The following is a 15,192-nucleotide window of genomic DNA, read 5'->3' on the forward strand; positions in this document are numbered from 1 at the left end:
CAAATCCGTGTACATCGGTTCGATTCCGGTACGCGCCTCCACTTTCTCTTAGTTCGCTCTCAAAAATCGCTTAAGACTTTTTCCTTACATATCCACTTAGATAAACGTCTTCGCAATGTTGTCACAGATTCTCAATAAGCAATAATCGTGTAACTTTCAGCTTTAGGCTGTGGTATGGTTTCGTTTGTTTCTAGGCCGTCATGTGGCGCTATATTTCGCGATCAAAAAGTACACTTTATAAGGGTATCAACATCAATATGGAAAAAATCGCCATTCTCGTAGATGTGCAGAATGTCTACTACACCTGTAAAGAACGCTATCAACTTAACTTTAATTACAATCAGTTTTGGCAAAAAGTGACTCATGGTCGCACGGTCGTCAAAGCCAATGCATACGCTATCGCTAGCAAAGACGCGGGTCAGCGTCAGTTTCACCATATACTACGTGGTATTGGTTTCGAAGTGATGCTAAAGCCGTTTATACAACGCCGTGATGGCAGTGCGAAAGGCGATTGGGATGTGGGTATTACGCTTGATGCCATTGAGTTGGCAGAAGAAGTTGATGTGGTTGTACTGGTTTCTGGCGATGGAGATTTTGACTTGCTCGCCAAACGCATTCAACAAAGATTCGGCAAGCAAGTAGAAGTTTATGGAGTACCCGGTTTGACCGCGAACAGCCTAGTAGAAGCCGCCGACAGATACATCGCTATTGATGACGAGTTGTTACTCTGGTGATTGAGTCTCGCCTTCATCTGTCACTTGCGCCGCTTCTTCTGCTTCCAGTTTAGCGCGCTCAGCTTTAGACACGTAGCGAGGCTTATTGCTTTTATGCAGCTTCGAATTTTGCTGCTTAATCTTCTTTTTTAAAATTTGGTTGATCTTCTTTTTACGGTTCATGATTTTCACATCTGAGGAACATGAGGGTGGGGAGCTTAATGGTTTTAAACACTAAGCTCAATAGCCAGTGAGAAATTAACCTAGCCGCTATTCAGTAGGGTTTGATGATGACGAAAGCCAAGTCAATTTTAGTCGGTTCATTACAAACAGAATACAGGACCGTAGCTGCGATGATGGACATCTACTGTCAAAAACATCACAACAGAAAAGATGGATTGTGCGAAGAGTGCCAAGCCTTGCTTGATTACGCTGAAATACGTTTAGACCGATGTCCTTACGGGCAAAATAAGCCGACCTGTAATCGATGTCCAATCCACTGCTATAAGCCAGAGCCGAAAGAAAGCATGAGATTGGTAATGAGATACTCAGGCCCAAGGATGTTGTTACCACATCCTATTCTTGCGATACGCCATCTGTTACATGAGCGAAAGCAACCGCCTATCAAAATAGGAAAAGACGCCTCAAATCGCCATCAACGACTTAAAGCGTCTAATAATCAGTAAACTCAATTTCTGAGCGTAACAGGTGTATTAAGTGTAAACGGTTTATTCACCCGCAACCCATTGGCGCTTGGTTTTAATACTTGCCAGTAGCATATATAGACAAGTCGCCATTTGGATCACCAAAAGATAGCCCAACAAACCTTGGCCATTTTGTAAGAACCAGTCAGCAATCACTGGGCCAACCACAGATCCTACGCTGTAACTGAACAGCATCACTTGAGTTGCGGAAACAATGTAGCTGGCATCTAGTTTGTCGCATCCCAAATTGATAGCGATTGGATAAAGCGCAAACGTCGCCATACCTAATACAAACAAACTTACAGCAAGCATTGCCAAGCTAGAGTCAAACAATGGCAGCATAACGGCACCAGAGCCGATCAAGCAGAACAAAGCCATTAATAGAGTTCGACCCAAGTGTTTTGAAAGCCAAGGAACACTCGGTTGAATTGCCATTCCGCCCAGAATAACCAGAGCAAGAAGCGCGCCCATGTTTGAGTGATCCAGCCCTCTGTTATCAAGCTCAACAGGCATCAAACCGTAAATCGCTCCAAGAGTTAACCCTGATACGATACATCCCATAATTGCGGCATGATTTAATTTAGCCATTTGACGCAAAGAAAGGCTTACCGCTTGTTGTGAAGTCGGTTGAGTTGATTTACCAAAAATCAGTACGACAGACGCAAGTAGTAATAGCGCTGAAATGGTTAAAAATGGCACCGCGCCATTAATACCTATGTAGCTAATGCCTAACTGACCAATGGCAGACCCACCATATAGCGCTGCCATATAGATACCAAGTCGCTTCGCTCTGCCAGATTCATCCCCATGCAGTAACCAAGATTCAACAACGACAAATACACCAGCTACTGCAATACCAGCGATAAAGCGTGCAACTAACCATACAGTTGAATTCGCGATCAAAGGCAAAGTAACAATAGAGAGCAGCAGAATTATCAAAAATGCAATGAAAGCATTTCTGTGCCCGAGACGGTTTACCGCAGGATCAACGATCATTGCACCGATTAACAATCCAGCGTAAAACACACTCGCCAACCAACTGGCTAAACTACTTTCTAGGTGATAATGAGGCAACATAAGGGGGATCAGACTCATTAAATAGCCTGATGCTACAGCATAGAAAGTTAACGCAATGACTGGAACAGAAATGCGTTGAGAAGAAGTTGATATCAACAAGTTGTCCAACGACGTCGCCTCAAAGTTATAGGAGAAAGAGAAAATTTGCGGCGAATATGAGACTTATGATAGGAAAGGTAAAACTAAAATTTGTGATCTTTACGATTAATAAATTTTATCAAATGTCTAATCTACAAAATAGTAAGTTAAGTTGGCATTTTATCCTGATAATAGCCAACTTAACTAGAAATATTTCACATGGCTTATTTTGTTAAAGCTTGGTTCAACCATTGATTAAACTGAGATTTTGGAAGAGCACCATTTATTACATCAACTCTTTGTCCGTTCTTAAACACCATTATGGTTGGAATGCTGCGAATCTGGAACTTAGCAGCGAGATTTTGCTGACTTTCGGTGTCTATTTTTACAAAACGTACTGAACCATTTCTTTCATTCGCTACATCTGAAAAAACAGGCGCGAAACCAACGCATGGATTACACCAAGGTGCCCAAAAATCGACAACAACTGGTTGAGCGCTTTGCAAAATAGCATCAAAGTTAGCTTCTGTTCCTTCAATTGGTGAGCCATCTAATAATGGTGTTTGACACTTACCACAATTCGGGCTTTCTGATACTCGCTCATTGGGAACACGGTTTAATCCATGACAAGAAGGGCAGCGTGTGTTGAAGGTTGACATAGGTTTCCTCTCAAATCGTGATTTGTGTATATGGTCTTTACTTAACTCTATATTGTAAATGAGCGTATAATCCGCCCCTATGCCTAATGTTGGGGCAATTGATACAAATACAATAGACAATATCAGCAGTGAATTGCTCATAATTGCAGGCTAATTCACGCTTGGTATTGGCATAACAATTATAGATTTGGAACGAGTATGACCAAGTTTTACGCTGAAATAACAGGTTGGGGTAAATGTCTGCCACCAGCGATCCTAACAAACGAAGACCTGAGTACTTTTTTAGACACCAACGATGAGTGGATTCGTACGCGTACTGGTATCGAGAACCGTCGAATTAGCCACGTTAACACGTCTGACTTAGCCACCGTCGCGGCTAAACACGCTTTGGCTTGTGCCGGTCTAGAAGCCAGTGATCTCGATTTGATTATTGTCGCCACTTGTTCTCCAGATACCTTGATTCCAAATATTGCCTCGAAAGTTCAACTGAATTTGGGCAACAAAGGTGCTGCTGCTTTTGATATGAATGCGGCTTGTACTGGCTTCCTTTATGGTTTAGAAACCGCGACTCGTTTGATTCAAGCGGGTAACTACAAGCATGCATTAGTTATTGGTGCTGAGCGTTTATCTTTTTATCTGGATTGGACAAAGCGAGATACTGCAGTTTTGTTTGGCGATGGTGCAGGTGCAGCGATATTGAGCCGTACGGAAGAGCCCCTCGGTTTACAAGATGCACAAATTGGCTGTGATGCCGAAGGTCGTGACATCTTGGCGGTGCCTAAGTTTGGTACCGCGATGGATCGTTTCGCGGCTGACAATGGTCACTGGGATTTTAACTTCATTGGCAAAGATATCTTTAAACGTGCAGTTCGTGGCATGGGTGCTGCATCTCAGCAAGTTCTTCAAAGAAGCGGTTTATCCAATGAAGATATTGATGTTGTGATTCCTCATCAGGCGAACATTCGTATTATCCAAACTTTGTGCGATGTTTCTGGTATCAGCCAAGATAAAGCCTTCGTCAATATTCACAAGTATGGCAATACTTCAGCGGCAACGGTTCCTATTGCGCTGTGTGAAGCGCTAGAACAAGGTAAGGTTAATCCAAACGACAATATTCTTGTGGCAGCTTTCGGTGCGGGATTAACGTGGGGAGCTGGACATATCCGATGGGGCCAACGTGTTACTCCTATACATGTAAGTGACGCCGCATTACCAGAATCTGATAAGTCGGCATTGGACCTGCTCCATGATGCGATAGAACATTGCAAACAAAAATCGGTTGAGTAGATAAATCAAAACGAAGGCGTTTGAATTTATGCAAAAAGGCACTCTTTGAGTGCCTTTATCTATTTTTAGCGCCAAATTGCCCATTTTAATTCAGTGAGCATTATTCAGAGCCCATGAATGCGAAGGTTAATAAAATAAATCTTAAATATAAGAATAATCTGACAGCGAGTATATGGAACAAGCCCTACAAAATAAGTTAGTATTTTTTACAAAGCATCCATCCGCTCAAGCATTATGCTTTTAGTGCTTTTTATTCATGGGGTTAATGGAATTGTTCTAGACTGTAGTGAGATATATGCGCGGCTTTGCGTTTAGTATCGCTCAGCGTTAAACAACGGATTAGATAACCAAGTAAGAAATAATTTCTTTTTATACGTTTGAGGCAAATTGGGTATGACACCAAGAAAGGTATTAAAACTTGCAGATGACGGTTACGCGACGCTATTAAAGATGGTCGATTTTCTGCTTATAAACCTTATGCTAACGAGCATTATTGAATCGCTTGGTGATCATGAGACGGCAATTGATATTCTGGCCGCATTTATTTTCTCAGTTATTTTTCTGCTAGTTGGAGAGTACTGCAAACTCTACAGCTATCGTACTCTGCGTCGTATTAGGGCTTCGCTTCTTCGATTGCTTGCCACGTTAACTATCTCTGTTTTAGCCATGGAAGTGGTGAAGTACTTCTTCAAGAATGTTGATGGTGTGACCATCACAAACCTAAATCCAACGGTCTTTTCTTTTTGGTATGTATTAGCATTTACCGTGTTGCTAATGGCTAGGATGGTACCCATTATCTCTGTGCGAACCTTTCGCCAGAAAATGAACCAGAAACAGCGTATCGCGATCATTGGCATGACACCTGCCGGTATTGCTATATCTCGTTCTTTGCTCAATGACTACCACCTTAATGACGTTGAATTGGCTTATTATGACGATCGAGGCGAACAGCGTTTTGGCTATCTGACAAAAATTCCATACCAAGGAAAGGTGGAAACACTAATAGATAAAGCCCGCAAAGGTGAAATTGATGAGGTATATGTAGCCCTACCTATGGTGGCTAAAGACCGTATTCGCCACTATTTGGAGCAATTGTCTGACAGTACTGTGGATACCTATCTTGTTCCTGACTTATATACCTACAACATTAGTATTTCGAAAGTGAAATCGGTTAATGGCGTTCAAACATTTAGTGTCTTTGGTTCACCATTTGATGGGGTCGGTGCTGCGATTAAGCGAATTGAAGACATTATTATCGGTTCCATCATCACTTTGATGATCTCTCCCGTGCTTGTTGCTGTGGCGATAGGGGTGAAAATGAGCTCGCCAGGTCCTGTGCTCTTTAAACAAGATCGCTATGGCTTGGGAGGAAAGAAAATCAAAGTGTGGAAATTTCGCTCAATGAAAGTGATGGAAAACAGCGATGTAGTCACACAAGCAACCAAAAACGATCCTAGGGTAACCAAGTTTGGCGCCTTTATTCGCAGAACGTCATTAGACGAACTGCCTCAGTTCATTAATGTGCTTCAAGGTTCGATGTCGATTGTCGGACCTCGTCCTCATGCTGTTGCTCATAATGAGGAGTATAGAAAGATCGTCGACAACTACATGATTCGACACAAGATCAAACCCGGCATTACGGGGTGGGCTCAGATAAATGGCTATCGTGGTGAAACAGAAACCGTCGATAAGATGGAAAAGCGCATTCAATTCGACATCCAATATATGCAGAACTGGACGCTGTGGCTTGATATTAAAATCATCTTTTTAACTATCTTTAAAGGCTTTGTAAGTGAAACCGCATACTAGCTTATTACTGTGTGTTGGCACGTTGTTGGTTAGCGTTTCTGCGTATGCTGATTTGAAACCAAAATCGCATATTGGTTTCGCAGGTATCGACTTTCAGAGTCGGGTCGGTGCCGCTTACGGTGTTGATGATAACGTCACGTACCAAGTGGATGATAAAGACAAAATAGAGTCGAACTATTTAACGGTATCGCCTGAAATAAAAGCTATAGGCCAGAGAGGGGAAGACCAATACCTATTAATGTATAAAGGCGATTACAACCGCTATGAAGACTCTCGCGAAGATGATTCAGACAGCCACTTTATGATGTTCGATGGCTACTGGCGTTACGGGCTAAAACACGGGTTAAAGTGGAATATCCAACAGGGGTATGGAAAAGAGAAAAGAGGGCTTGGATTAACAGAAGGCTTTGATGAATCTCAAATGGAACAATATGGCTTCGGTGACTCTGGTGTGGACTATTCACAATTTAACACCAGTCTTCGCTACAGCTATGGTGCTCCAAAGGGGCGAGGGAAACTGGATGTCATGCTTCAAACTAAGTCTTTTAATTATGATGACAAAGACCACATTCAATTAGCGGATAATGATTTCTATCAATACGTATTAGAACAAGAGTGGCAAGAAACCACAGGTCTGATTGAGTTGTTTGACCAATACAGTGACGACAGCCGATTTCGCTACAGTTTGATTACTAACCGTCGTCATTATCAAGCCAACAAGCGCAAAGATAGCAACGAATATTATCTACTGTTCGGGATTAAAAGTGTCCGAAGCGGAAAAACAACTATTGAAGCGGACATTGCTGCTTTGTACAAATCGTTTCCAGAAAATGACCACTCAGATAGCTTTCTGGGAGCTAACTGGAATGTCGCGTTGGAATGGAAACCGTTAAAACATGATATTTGGTCTCTGCACACATCTCAACGTGTCAAAGATCCAAGACAAGAAGGTGGTTATATTCTAGACGGAATATACGGTATTTCTTGGCAACATTATTGGTGGGTAGATCGTTTGTCTACCACTATGAGCTATGAATATGAGATGGAAGATTATCGTGTTGAAAATAACAACCGATACGACAAAACCAAAACTGCGAAATTCGCTATTGGTTATGATTTCAGACCGTCTGTTCGTTTTGAAATGAACTATCAGTGGAAAAAATTTAGCTCAAATGAAGATGTAGATGTGCTTAACATCGGTGAATTTGATCAGTATTCGATTATCAGACGATTAGGCTATGACCAATCGTATGTCGAGTTGCAGTTAAAGGTGCAAATATAGATGCGTACATGGTTGGTATTTCTTCTCACTTTGATGATGTCATTGCCTTTACTGGCAGATGAAGCAGTGCAGCAAGGGTCAAACTCAGTTGCTGGTCAGCAGGCGTCAGCGTCGCCACAAGTTGACGAAAACTTAGATGATTACTTATTGGGTACTGGCGACAGAATCGAAATCATCGTTTACGGTGAACCTGATATGTCTATGAAGTTTAAAGTGAGTAAATCGGGCGTAGTGAACTTTCCCTATATTGGTGAAGTCGTCATCGCGGGTCGTACTCCAAGAGCGATAGAAACGGAAATAGAGGAGCGTTTACGAGGTGATTACCTATTGAACCCTATGGTTACCATCAATATGGAATCTTTCCGTCTGTTTTACATTTTTGGCGAAGTTACCTCGCCCAATGGCTATGAATATCAACCAAAGTTAACTGTGGAACAAGCCATCGCAATTGCTGGTGGTTTTACTGACCGAGCTGACCGAGACGATATCAGCATTCGTTCGGGAACCACAAATGAAATCATTGAAGACGTTGAGCTCACTCACCCAGTGCAGCCTGGCGATACCGTAATCGTAGAGCAGAGTTTTTTCTAGTATGGCAGTAGGCATGATTGAAAATGGTCAAAAGATGGAAAGTAGCATCGATTTTGCACCATTTATAAAAGCATTAAAAAAACACTGGTGGAAGATACTGCTCTTTACTGTCGTAGTAACGGGAGCATGCTTTCCGCTGATTTCAGGCATGAGTTCGAAATATGTGTCTACTGCTACGGTGTTAATCAAAGCGCAGGAAGACAACGCAACGCCAATCGAAAATGTGGATGGCTACGATTCAACTCGTTCTCCTTACTACGTTACGCAACTGAATTTGATGCAGTCACGTGTCGTACTAGAAAAAGCCATTAACGATCTCAAGCTGAATGAAGATCCTCGATACAACGGTGGCGTAACGGTGGACGACAGCATTCGGGAATTACCAATGACCGAAGCTGATTTAATGAAAGCTACGGTGAAATACATTCGTAAACATCTCTCTTTTTCAGAAGTGCGCTTAACGCAACTGGTACATGTTTCTTTTGAAGCGGAAGATGCGCAAGAAGCCGCACGAATTGCAGATGGTATTGCCCAAGCGTTCATTGATTACACCATCGACAAAAAAGTAGAGAAAACCGCAGCCGCTCAACAATGGAATGAGCAGCAGATGGAAGAACTGCGTGAGCAAGTAGCGAAAAAGAAAAAGGAAATGGAGCAGTTTCTTAACAAAGAAGGCTTGATAACCTTTAACGGCATTGATGGTTTTGAAACTCAACAGCTCAGCATTATGACCGAGCGTTTAGCCAATGCTACTGAACGTCGAATGCTGGCTCAATCTCATTACGAGCTGGTGGTTCAGAACTTAGATGCACCGCTGGATGATCTGGCATCTATTCCTGAGATATCAAGTCACCCACAGATACAAGATTTGCGAATTGCGATGATTCAGGCGAAGCGAACGCTGTTTGATCTGCAAAACCGTTACGGCCCAAAACACAACAAGATCTTAGAAGCTGAAGCGCAAATTAAGGCGATTGAACTTCAGTTCCGCCGACTGCTAACGGAGCTGAAATTAGGCTTGTATAAAGAATATCAAGCTCAGTTGGCAAAAGAGAACCGATATAAAGCGCTGTTGAATGAACAGAAGAATGGTTTTAAAGCATTAGTGGCGAAACGTGATATTTACGAAAGCATGCAGACTGATTTGCAAAAAACCGAAGATCTTTACAAAGACATGTTTCTACGTAGTAAAGAACAAGAGCTTTCTTCAACTTATCGCGAAGCGGATGCTGTCTTATATGACCCGGCCGCAGTCGCTAAAACGCCAGCAAAACCGAACAAATTGTTGCTACTGGCAATGGTGTTCATTATGTCTTTGGCGTTATCCACTTTGTACGTGATTATTCGCACTGCAATGGATCAGAAGATCTACAACCTGACACAGGTCTTGAAAAAATTAGGTTTGAAACCGTTAGCTGATTTACCGGAAATGGGGCAAGTAGAGGACAGAAGCGAACTTGTTAATCTGATTCGCAGTAATCCTTATGCGATGGAATCCTTTCACGGCATAAAAACCGCGATTCAGTTGGCATCACCTTCAGCTTATTGTTTAGGTGTTGTTTCCAGCACTGAAAAGGAAGGGGCAACGCTCATTTCGCATTTGCTGGCCGACAGTTTAAGCCGCAACCATAAGACGCTGTTGTTGGATCTCGATTTCCGTAGTGACACGGGTTTGTCAGTGTTGCCTGAGTTTATTCCACAAGCAGACGAGGCGATGAATGGCGTAGCAGAAGCTAAAGGTGCTGCTCAGTGGGGTGACGGAAACAACGACAATCACAAGCAACTATTTATTTCGCTCAATGATAAGCTCGATTTCTTGCCGCGAGGGGTTCTTAAACAGTCACCTTTGGTGTATTTCGCTAGCGAGCCATTTCTGCACATGATGCAAGAACTGCCAGAGCTTTATGAACGAATCGTTGTGAATTTGCCAAGTCTAACGGACAACAAAGATACGCAGTTAGCCGCCAAAACATTAGATGGAGTCGTTGTGGTGATGCAAGCGGCTTCTCGCTCGGTTCCAGTTATTCGTCAAGATATCGATAAGTTGAATCAGCCTGATATCAATACCATTGGTGCGGTACTAAACCGAGTTCAAGCGGATAACTTACAAAGTGAAGAAAGTAAGCAGTTTATTGCTCAAGGCAGTTTTTCAGCTCTGTTAGCGAAGGACTAATAGCATGGGGCTGATCAAAAGTATCTCGACGATTGCCAGCTCTTCGATGCTCACCCAAGTGATTGGAGCATCGTCCATTTGGTTTGTGTCAAATCGCTATGGTATGAGCGAAGTTGGTATTTACGCCATGGTGTACAGCATTGTGCTGATTGGTGCTCAGGTATGTACTTTTGCTTCACAGCTTTTGATCCCAAAACAGCAGGATGAACATCTCGCGCAGAACATTGTATTTTGCCTTATTCAGACAGTCGTATTAGCTGTTCCGTATACTGCTGTTATTGTTTGGTTGTTCAATAAACCGTTTGCACTCTACTATCTGCTTACTCTCGTTCATGCGTGGATTTTGATCTCAGAAAACCTGCTCTTACGTGATGAAAAAATGAAGCTGTTAGCGTTTCAACGTTTGATTGCGTCAGCTTTGGTTTTAGTGTGTGTGCTCCTTACGCCTACAGCAGAACTATTATATTGGAGCTGGGCGATTGCGATGATCGTTATCGTATTTCTATGGTTACTCTACTCGATGCCATTTCGACGCATGGCGTGGAATCAATGGGGTTGGTCATCCAATCGAGAATTCTTTAAGCGTCATAAAGAACACATTGTTAGCATCGGTAGTGCTGAGGTGCTGGCTATGGCAAACAGTAACTTGCCGACAGTGCTCATCAACTATTGGTTCTCTTCCGTGACGGCAGGTTATTTTGCTATTGTCAGCCGATTCTGCTTATCGCCGGTCGTGATTGTGGGTAATGCTGTACGCAATTCTATCTTCTCTAAATGGTCGTTAGATTTTCGCCATCAGCGCTTCAATTACCCGGAATTTATAAAGGTACGCAAACTCCTTTTTGTCCTTGGTCTAATCGCTACTGCTGGTGTCTTTATCTTCTATCCGATTGTGATGGAATTCGCGGCAGCCAAAAACTGGATCACTTATGAGTGGGTAGAATCAATTTCTACGTCACGTTATATGTTGCCGTATTTGTTCCCCGCACTGGCTATTTGCCCGCTTACGGTTATTGAGCTGGTGTTTGGTTCTCCGAAGTATTTCCTACGTATTCAATTTGAGCAGTTGGCCGTTGTTATTATGGCATTTGTTATTTTGCCGTATTTCTACGACAACTACGCGTATTCAGTGATGACTTATGCGGTGCTTTCGGCAGTGCGTTACGGGTTCATTTATTTGAAAGTGAATCAACGAGCACGTTCCATGCGTGAGGAGAGGAAAGCCAAGTGAACTTGAGTCTAAACAGCGGGCTTTATCTCCAAGTCGTCACATTAACGACACTGGTTTTCTGTGGAATGGTTCAGTATTTCACAGGGGTTGGTGCGGTTCTTTGGCTGCCGTTTTTGATGACCTGTTTAATGGTTCTCTTGTTACCAATGCAAACTCGTTACAGTACTTTTTATCTGGACAACAAAGAACGTATTTTATTGGTTTTGTTTGTTAGTTTGTTTGCGTTAGCCGCAGTATCGACGGTATTGCAAAGCGGTATCAAAGTGATGATTGTCGGAATGAAAAACGAGTTAGCAATATCGCTGATTATGTTCTGCTTGTTACTAGGTTTTGTCCGCGAATCGCAAATTTACCGTATTACTAAAGCGCTCTATTGGGTTTTCTATATTCAGTTCCCCGTTATTTTGTACCAGATTCTGATTGTTGTACCCAAGCGCGTCGCCTTCCGCGGAGAATATGAAAAGTGGGATGCAGTTGTGGGTACGTTTGGTGGTGACCCTATGAAAGGCGGTAACACTGCGGCCATGGGGTTATTCTGTTTACTGATCATGTTGCTTAAGCTTTCTGAATATAAGCATGGTCTGGCGACAAAACTGAATACCGGCTTGCATATTGTTGCTGCATTTACCTTGTGTATTTTAGGCGAGGTGAAATTTGTTATTCTGATCTCTCCACTTTTGTTGGCATTTGTCTGGTTTTCACCGAGTTACCTTACCGGAATGAAGCGCCTCGATCTAAAAACAGCGTTGATGATCATTGGTGGCCTATTCGGGCTTATTTCTATCGCCATCATGATGCTAGCGGCGTCTTATGCTACTGCTTTTGAGGGAACTCCAGATAAAGGCGCGCTGGATATATTTGTCGACTCTATCTCGTATGTGTTCGATCCCAATTACATCTTGGTAAAAACGGGGGAGTTGGGAAGGATGACCACCATTTTTTTCTGGGGTGAGCACAGTGATTTATGGGGATTGCCCAGCCAACTATTCGGATATGGGTTAAATGCAACGAACCGTGGCAGTACGGTTGCTCCCGGATTTCTCAATGTCATCTTTAATGTGTTTTTGGATTCTACTTCTCTAAGTATGTTGCTATGGGAACTCGGGTTAATTGGCACGTTACTGTTCTTTGGCATCATAGTTTATACCTTACGTATGGTCATGCCAAAACCACTAATACCGAGAGATAAAATCACTAAGGAAGATGTGCGTTTGCTTTCTTTCCAACCTGCATTTATTGCCTTTGGGATCGCAGGTCTCTTGAGTCTCCCTTACAGCCAAACTTTGATGATCGTACCTATGTTGCAGTTTTTGTTCTATTTTTCATTAGGTGCCGCGTTAGTTATCCGAAAGTCAGCATTAACAACAAGTGAGCCTTCTTATGGGTGAAGAGATTAAAATCAGTGTCATTATTAAAACGTATAATGAACAGGCTGGGATCGCGAAAACCATTACTAGCATTCGCGAGAATCTATCCAATTACTCTCATGAGATTATTGTCGCCGACAGTCTGTCATCAGACGATACACAAACAATTGCTTTGAAGCATGGCGTTAAGGTTGTGACACTAGTACATGGTGATGAACGCTGTTGTGGTGTAGGTCATCAACTAGGGTATCTTCATGCGCAAGGCGAGTTTCTACTGCTTATGGACGGGGATATGGAACTGGCGCCCGGCTTTATCGAGCAGGGGATTGCTTATTTAGATACTCACCGCGATTACGCAGGTGTAGCTGGTATGGTGGAAATGGATGATGCACAAAGCTATGAGTTCAAGTCCCGTAAGCAGCGTATTCACAAGATCTATCCTGTAGGTGATACCTCTCATCTTGGTGGCGGTGGCTTATATCGTCGTTCTGCTATTGAAAAAATCGGCTATTTAACCAATCGCAACCTTCATGCGTATGAAGAAGCTGAACTGGGTATGCGATTAAAGCATGCGGGTTACAAACTGCATCGACTGGCGATTCCATATTTCTCTCACACTTCTTATGACATGTCTTCCATCGAACTGATGAAATATCGCTGGAAAAGTGGCTATTTATTTGCCGCTGGCGAACTATTAAAAAGTGCTTGGGGAAAGCCGCATTTTAAAGACGCGCTGCTCGTAGTGAAGAACGAGGCAATCTTTACCCTTTACTTGTTTGTGCTGGCGATATCCATTTTGACTTTCCATGCAAAAATTATCTCGATTGTGCTACTGCCGCTGGTTGCCTTCTTTGCGTTGAAAGCAATTAAAAACCGATCACTAAGAGACGCTCTTCAAAGTGTGGTGAATCTGAGTGTGTTTTCCGCTGGGCTTGTCCGTGGGTTGAGCTGCCGTTTGAAAGACCCGAATCAAGCGCCAGATAACCGACGGATTAAAGGAGAAGAACAATGAAAATTCTTCTAGTAAACAAGTTCTTCTTTATGAAAGGCGGAGCTGAAACCGTGTTTTTTCAGGAACGCGAAATGTTAGCGCGCTCTGAAGCAACGATTATAGATTTTTCCATGCAGCACGAGAAAAACGTCGATTCGGCTTTTAGTGACTATTTTGTTTCTAATGTTGATTATCATGACGGTAAGAAAAGCTTGTTAGGTAGCGTGAAAACGGCGATCAATTTTATTCATAACAGTGAAGCTTGCGAGAAATTGAAAGACTTAATTACCAAAGAACGCCCTGAAATTGTTCATTTTCACAATATCTATCATCAGCTTACGCCATCGGTCATAAAAGTCGCCAAGTCATTAGGCTGCAAAACGGTGCTGACCGCTCACGACACAAAAATTGCATGCCCTAGTTACACCATGTACCGAGATGGACATACCTGCGAAGCGTGCTTACAGGGTTCGGTATGGAACGCGTTTAAGTATCGCTGTCAGGAAGGTTCGCTGTTTAAGAGCGCGTTATTGTCGCTTGAGGCGACTTATCAATCATTGGCAAAGAACTATCAAGCCGTGGATGTGATCGTCTCGCCCAGCGAGTTTCTCGCCAGCATTATTCGGCAAAAATTACCCCATAACCGTATTGAAGTTATTGTGAATGGTATTGACGAGCATGTTGAGCGAAATGGAGTAAAAGACGGGCGATACTTCCTCTACTTGGGGCGTTTAAGTGTCGAAAAAGGCGTAGCGACTTTGGCTGAAGCTTATCAACTCTCTAAGCAGGAGATGCCATTAAAAGTGGTTGGTGATGGTCCTTTATACAATGAGTTAGTTACTCATTACGACAATATCGATTTTCTCGGTTTCCAAAGCGGCGAAGTTCTACATACATTGATAAAAGAGTGCAGCGCGGTCATTGTTCCTTCTGAATGTTATGAAAACTGTTCTATGTCGGTTATCGAAGCCATGGCTTATGGCAAGCCGATCATCGGTGCCAATATCGGAGGCATTCCAGAACAAGTAAGAGAAGGAGTAGAAGGGCGTTTGTATGAATCTGGGAATCCAGATTCTTTAGCACAAGTGATGGATGATTTTGCCCAGCACCCAGAGTTGGTCGTTGAGTTCGGAAATCGTGCTCGTCATCGCTTAGAGAACAAGTATTCTCTGGCTCGTCATGAAAATACGCTTATGCATTTGTACCAAGAATTATTGAGTGAGAAGTAAT

The 15,192-nt window shown here is 42.8% G+C and carries 14 protein-coding genes; 11 read left to right on the top strand and 3 right to left on the bottom strand.

Features of this window, described 5'->3' with window-relative positions; all coding sequences use genetic code 11:
- The first annotated feature begins 257 nt into the window (after positions 1 to 257).
- Positions 258 to 734, top strand: coding sequence for an NYN domain-containing protein (locus HUO09_RS12365; RefSeq protein WP_042487275.1), 477 nt, complete (start codon positions 258 to 260; stop codon positions 732 to 734).
- Here the strand turns inward: HUO09_RS12365 and HUO09_RS12370 are convergent.
- Complete coding sequence (locus HUO09_RS12370; protein WP_167412628.1) at positions 723 to 896, bottom strand: DUF2986 domain-containing protein; 174 nt, start codon at positions 894 to 896, stop codon at positions 723 to 725. The two genes, HUO09_RS12365 and HUO09_RS12370, sit on opposite strands and share 12 nt — an antisense overlap.
- 104 nt (positions 897 to 1,000) lie before the next feature.
- Here HUO09_RS12370 and HUO09_RS12375 point away from each other — a divergent pair, with 104 nt between their 5' ends.
- Positions 1,001 to 1,399: a nitrous oxide-stimulated promoter family protein gene (locus tag HUO09_RS12375; protein ID WP_223159434.1), complete on the top strand. Its 399-nt coding sequence runs from the start codon at positions 1,001 to 1,003 to the stop codon at positions 1,397 to 1,399.
- Between the two features lie 42 nt (positions 1,400 to 1,441).
- Here the strand turns inward: HUO09_RS12375 and HUO09_RS12380 are convergent, their stop codons facing one another.
- Positions 1,442 to 2,602, bottom strand: a complete 1,161-nt coding sequence (locus HUO09_RS12380; protein ID WP_188234166.1) for an MFS transporter — start codon at positions 2,600 to 2,602, stop codon at positions 1,442 to 1,444.
- A 194-nt stretch (positions 2,603 to 2,796) separates the two neighbouring features.
- Positions 2,797 to 3,231, bottom strand: coding sequence for a thioredoxin TrxC (gene trxC / locus HUO09_RS12385; protein ID WP_167412630.1), 435 nt, complete (start codon positions 3,229 to 3,231; stop codon positions 2,797 to 2,799).
- Between the two features lie 198 nt (positions 3,232 to 3,429).
- On the opposite strand from trxC, the gene HUO09_RS12390 reads away from it, so the two are divergent.
- The 9 genes from HUO09_RS12390 (at position 3,430) to HUO09_RS12430 (ending at position 15,191) form a co-directional block, all read left to right on the top strand.
- Positions 3,430 to 4,518 carry a ketoacyl-ACP synthase III gene (locus HUO09_RS12390; protein WP_188234167.1) on the top strand — a complete coding sequence of 363 codons (1,089 nt, stop codon included), beginning with the start codon at positions 3,430 to 3,432 and terminating at the stop codon, positions 4,516 to 4,518.
- Between the two features lie 393 nt (positions 4,519 to 4,911).
- The gene (locus HUO09_RS12395) at positions 4,912 to 6,327 is read left to right on the top strand and encodes an undecaprenyl-phosphate glucose phosphotransferase (RefSeq protein WP_188234168.1); all 1,416 of its coding nucleotides are present in this window, start codon (positions 4,912 to 4,914) and stop codon (positions 6,325 to 6,327) included.
- Positions 6,311 to 7,609, top strand: a complete 1,299-nt coding sequence (locus HUO09_RS12400) for an outer membrane beta-barrel protein (protein WP_188234169.1) — start codon at positions 6,311 to 6,313, stop codon at positions 7,607 to 7,609. The genes HUO09_RS12395 and HUO09_RS12400 overlap by 17 nt, the downstream gene beginning before the upstream one ends.
- Complete coding sequence (locus HUO09_RS12405) at positions 7,610 to 8,200, top strand: polysaccharide biosynthesis/export family protein (RefSeq protein ID WP_188234170.1); 591 nt, start codon at positions 7,610 to 7,612, stop codon at positions 8,198 to 8,200.
- 1 nt (position 8,201) lies between these two features.
- Entirely contained in the window at positions 8,202 to 10,373 is a 2,172-nt protein-coding gene (locus HUO09_RS12410; RefSeq protein WP_188234171.1) for an exopolysaccharide transport family protein, read from the top strand.
- A gap of 4 nt (positions 10,374 to 10,377) precedes the next feature.
- Positions 10,378 to 11,604 carry a lipopolysaccharide biosynthesis protein gene (locus HUO09_RS12415; protein ID WP_188234172.1) on the top strand — a complete coding sequence of 409 codons (1,227 nt, stop codon included), beginning with the start codon at positions 10,378 to 10,380 and terminating at the stop codon, positions 11,602 to 11,604.
- 2 nt (positions 11,605 to 11,606) lie between these two features.
- Positions 11,607 to 12,992, top strand: a complete 1,386-nt coding sequence (locus tag HUO09_RS12420; RefSeq protein WP_188234318.1) for a capsular biosynthesis protein — start codon at positions 11,607 to 11,609, stop codon at positions 12,990 to 12,992.
- Positions 12,985 to 13,983 (top strand): glycosyltransferase family 2 protein, encoded by a 999-nt coding sequence (locus tag HUO09_RS12425; protein ID WP_188234173.1) that lies wholly within the window; start codon positions 12,985 to 12,987, stop codon positions 13,981 to 13,983. The genes HUO09_RS12420 and HUO09_RS12425 overlap by 8 nt, the downstream gene beginning before the upstream one ends.
- Positions 13,980 to 15,191, top strand: coding sequence for a glycosyltransferase family 4 protein (locus HUO09_RS12430; protein ID WP_188234174.1), 1,212 nt, complete (start codon positions 13,980 to 13,982; stop codon positions 15,189 to 15,191). The genes HUO09_RS12425 and HUO09_RS12430 overlap by 4 nt, the downstream gene beginning before the upstream one ends.
- Position 15,192: the final 1 nt, after the last annotated feature.

The sequence above is a fragment of the Vibrio sp. Y2-5 genome, assembly GCF_014596725.1.
In the GTDB taxonomy this organism is placed as follows: domain Bacteria; phylum Pseudomonadota; class Gammaproteobacteria; order Enterobacterales; family Vibrionaceae; genus Vibrio.

Bases quoted from the DNA above. Each gene is read 5' to 3' on its own strand.
- HUO09_RS12370 (WP_167412628.1), bottom strand. From the start codon at position 896: ATGAACCGTAAAAAGAAGATCAACCAAATTTTAAAAAAGAAGATTAAG.
- HUO09_RS12395 (WP_188234168.1), top strand. From the start codon at position 4,912: ATGACACCAAGAAAGGTATTAAAACTTGCAGATGACGGTTACGCGACG.
- HUO09_RS12425 (WP_188234173.1), top strand. From the start codon at position 12,985: ATGGGTGAAGAGATTAAAATCAGTGTCATTATTAAAACGTATAATGAA.
- HUO09_RS12365 (WP_042487275.1), top strand. From the start codon at position 258: ATGGAAAAAATCGCCATTCTCGTAGATGTGCAGAATGTCTACTACACC.
- HUO09_RS12430 (WP_188234174.1), top strand. From the start codon at position 13,980: ATGAAAATTCTTCTAGTAAACAAGTTCTTCTTTATGAAAGGCGGAGCT.
- HUO09_RS12410 (WP_188234171.1), top strand. From the start codon at position 8,202: ATGGCAGTAGGCATGATTGAAAATGGTCAAAAGATGGAAAGTAGCATC.
- HUO09_RS12375 (WP_223159434.1), top strand. From the start codon at position 1,001: ATGATGACGAAAGCCAAGTCAATTTTAGTCGGTTCATTACAAACAGAA.
- HUO09_RS12405 (WP_188234170.1), top strand. From the start codon at position 7,610: ATGCGTACATGGTTGGTATTTCTTCTCACTTTGATGATGTCATTGCCT.
- trxC (WP_167412630.1), bottom strand. From the start codon at position 3,231: ATGTCAACCTTCAACACACGCTGCCCTTCTTGTCATGGATTAAACCGT.
- HUO09_RS12390 (WP_188234167.1), top strand. From the start codon at position 3,430: ATGACCAAGTTTTACGCTGAAATAACAGGTTGGGGTAAATGTCTGCCA.
- HUO09_RS12415 (WP_188234172.1), top strand. From the start codon at position 10,378: ATGGGGCTGATCAAAAGTATCTCGACGATTGCCAGCTCTTCGATGCTC.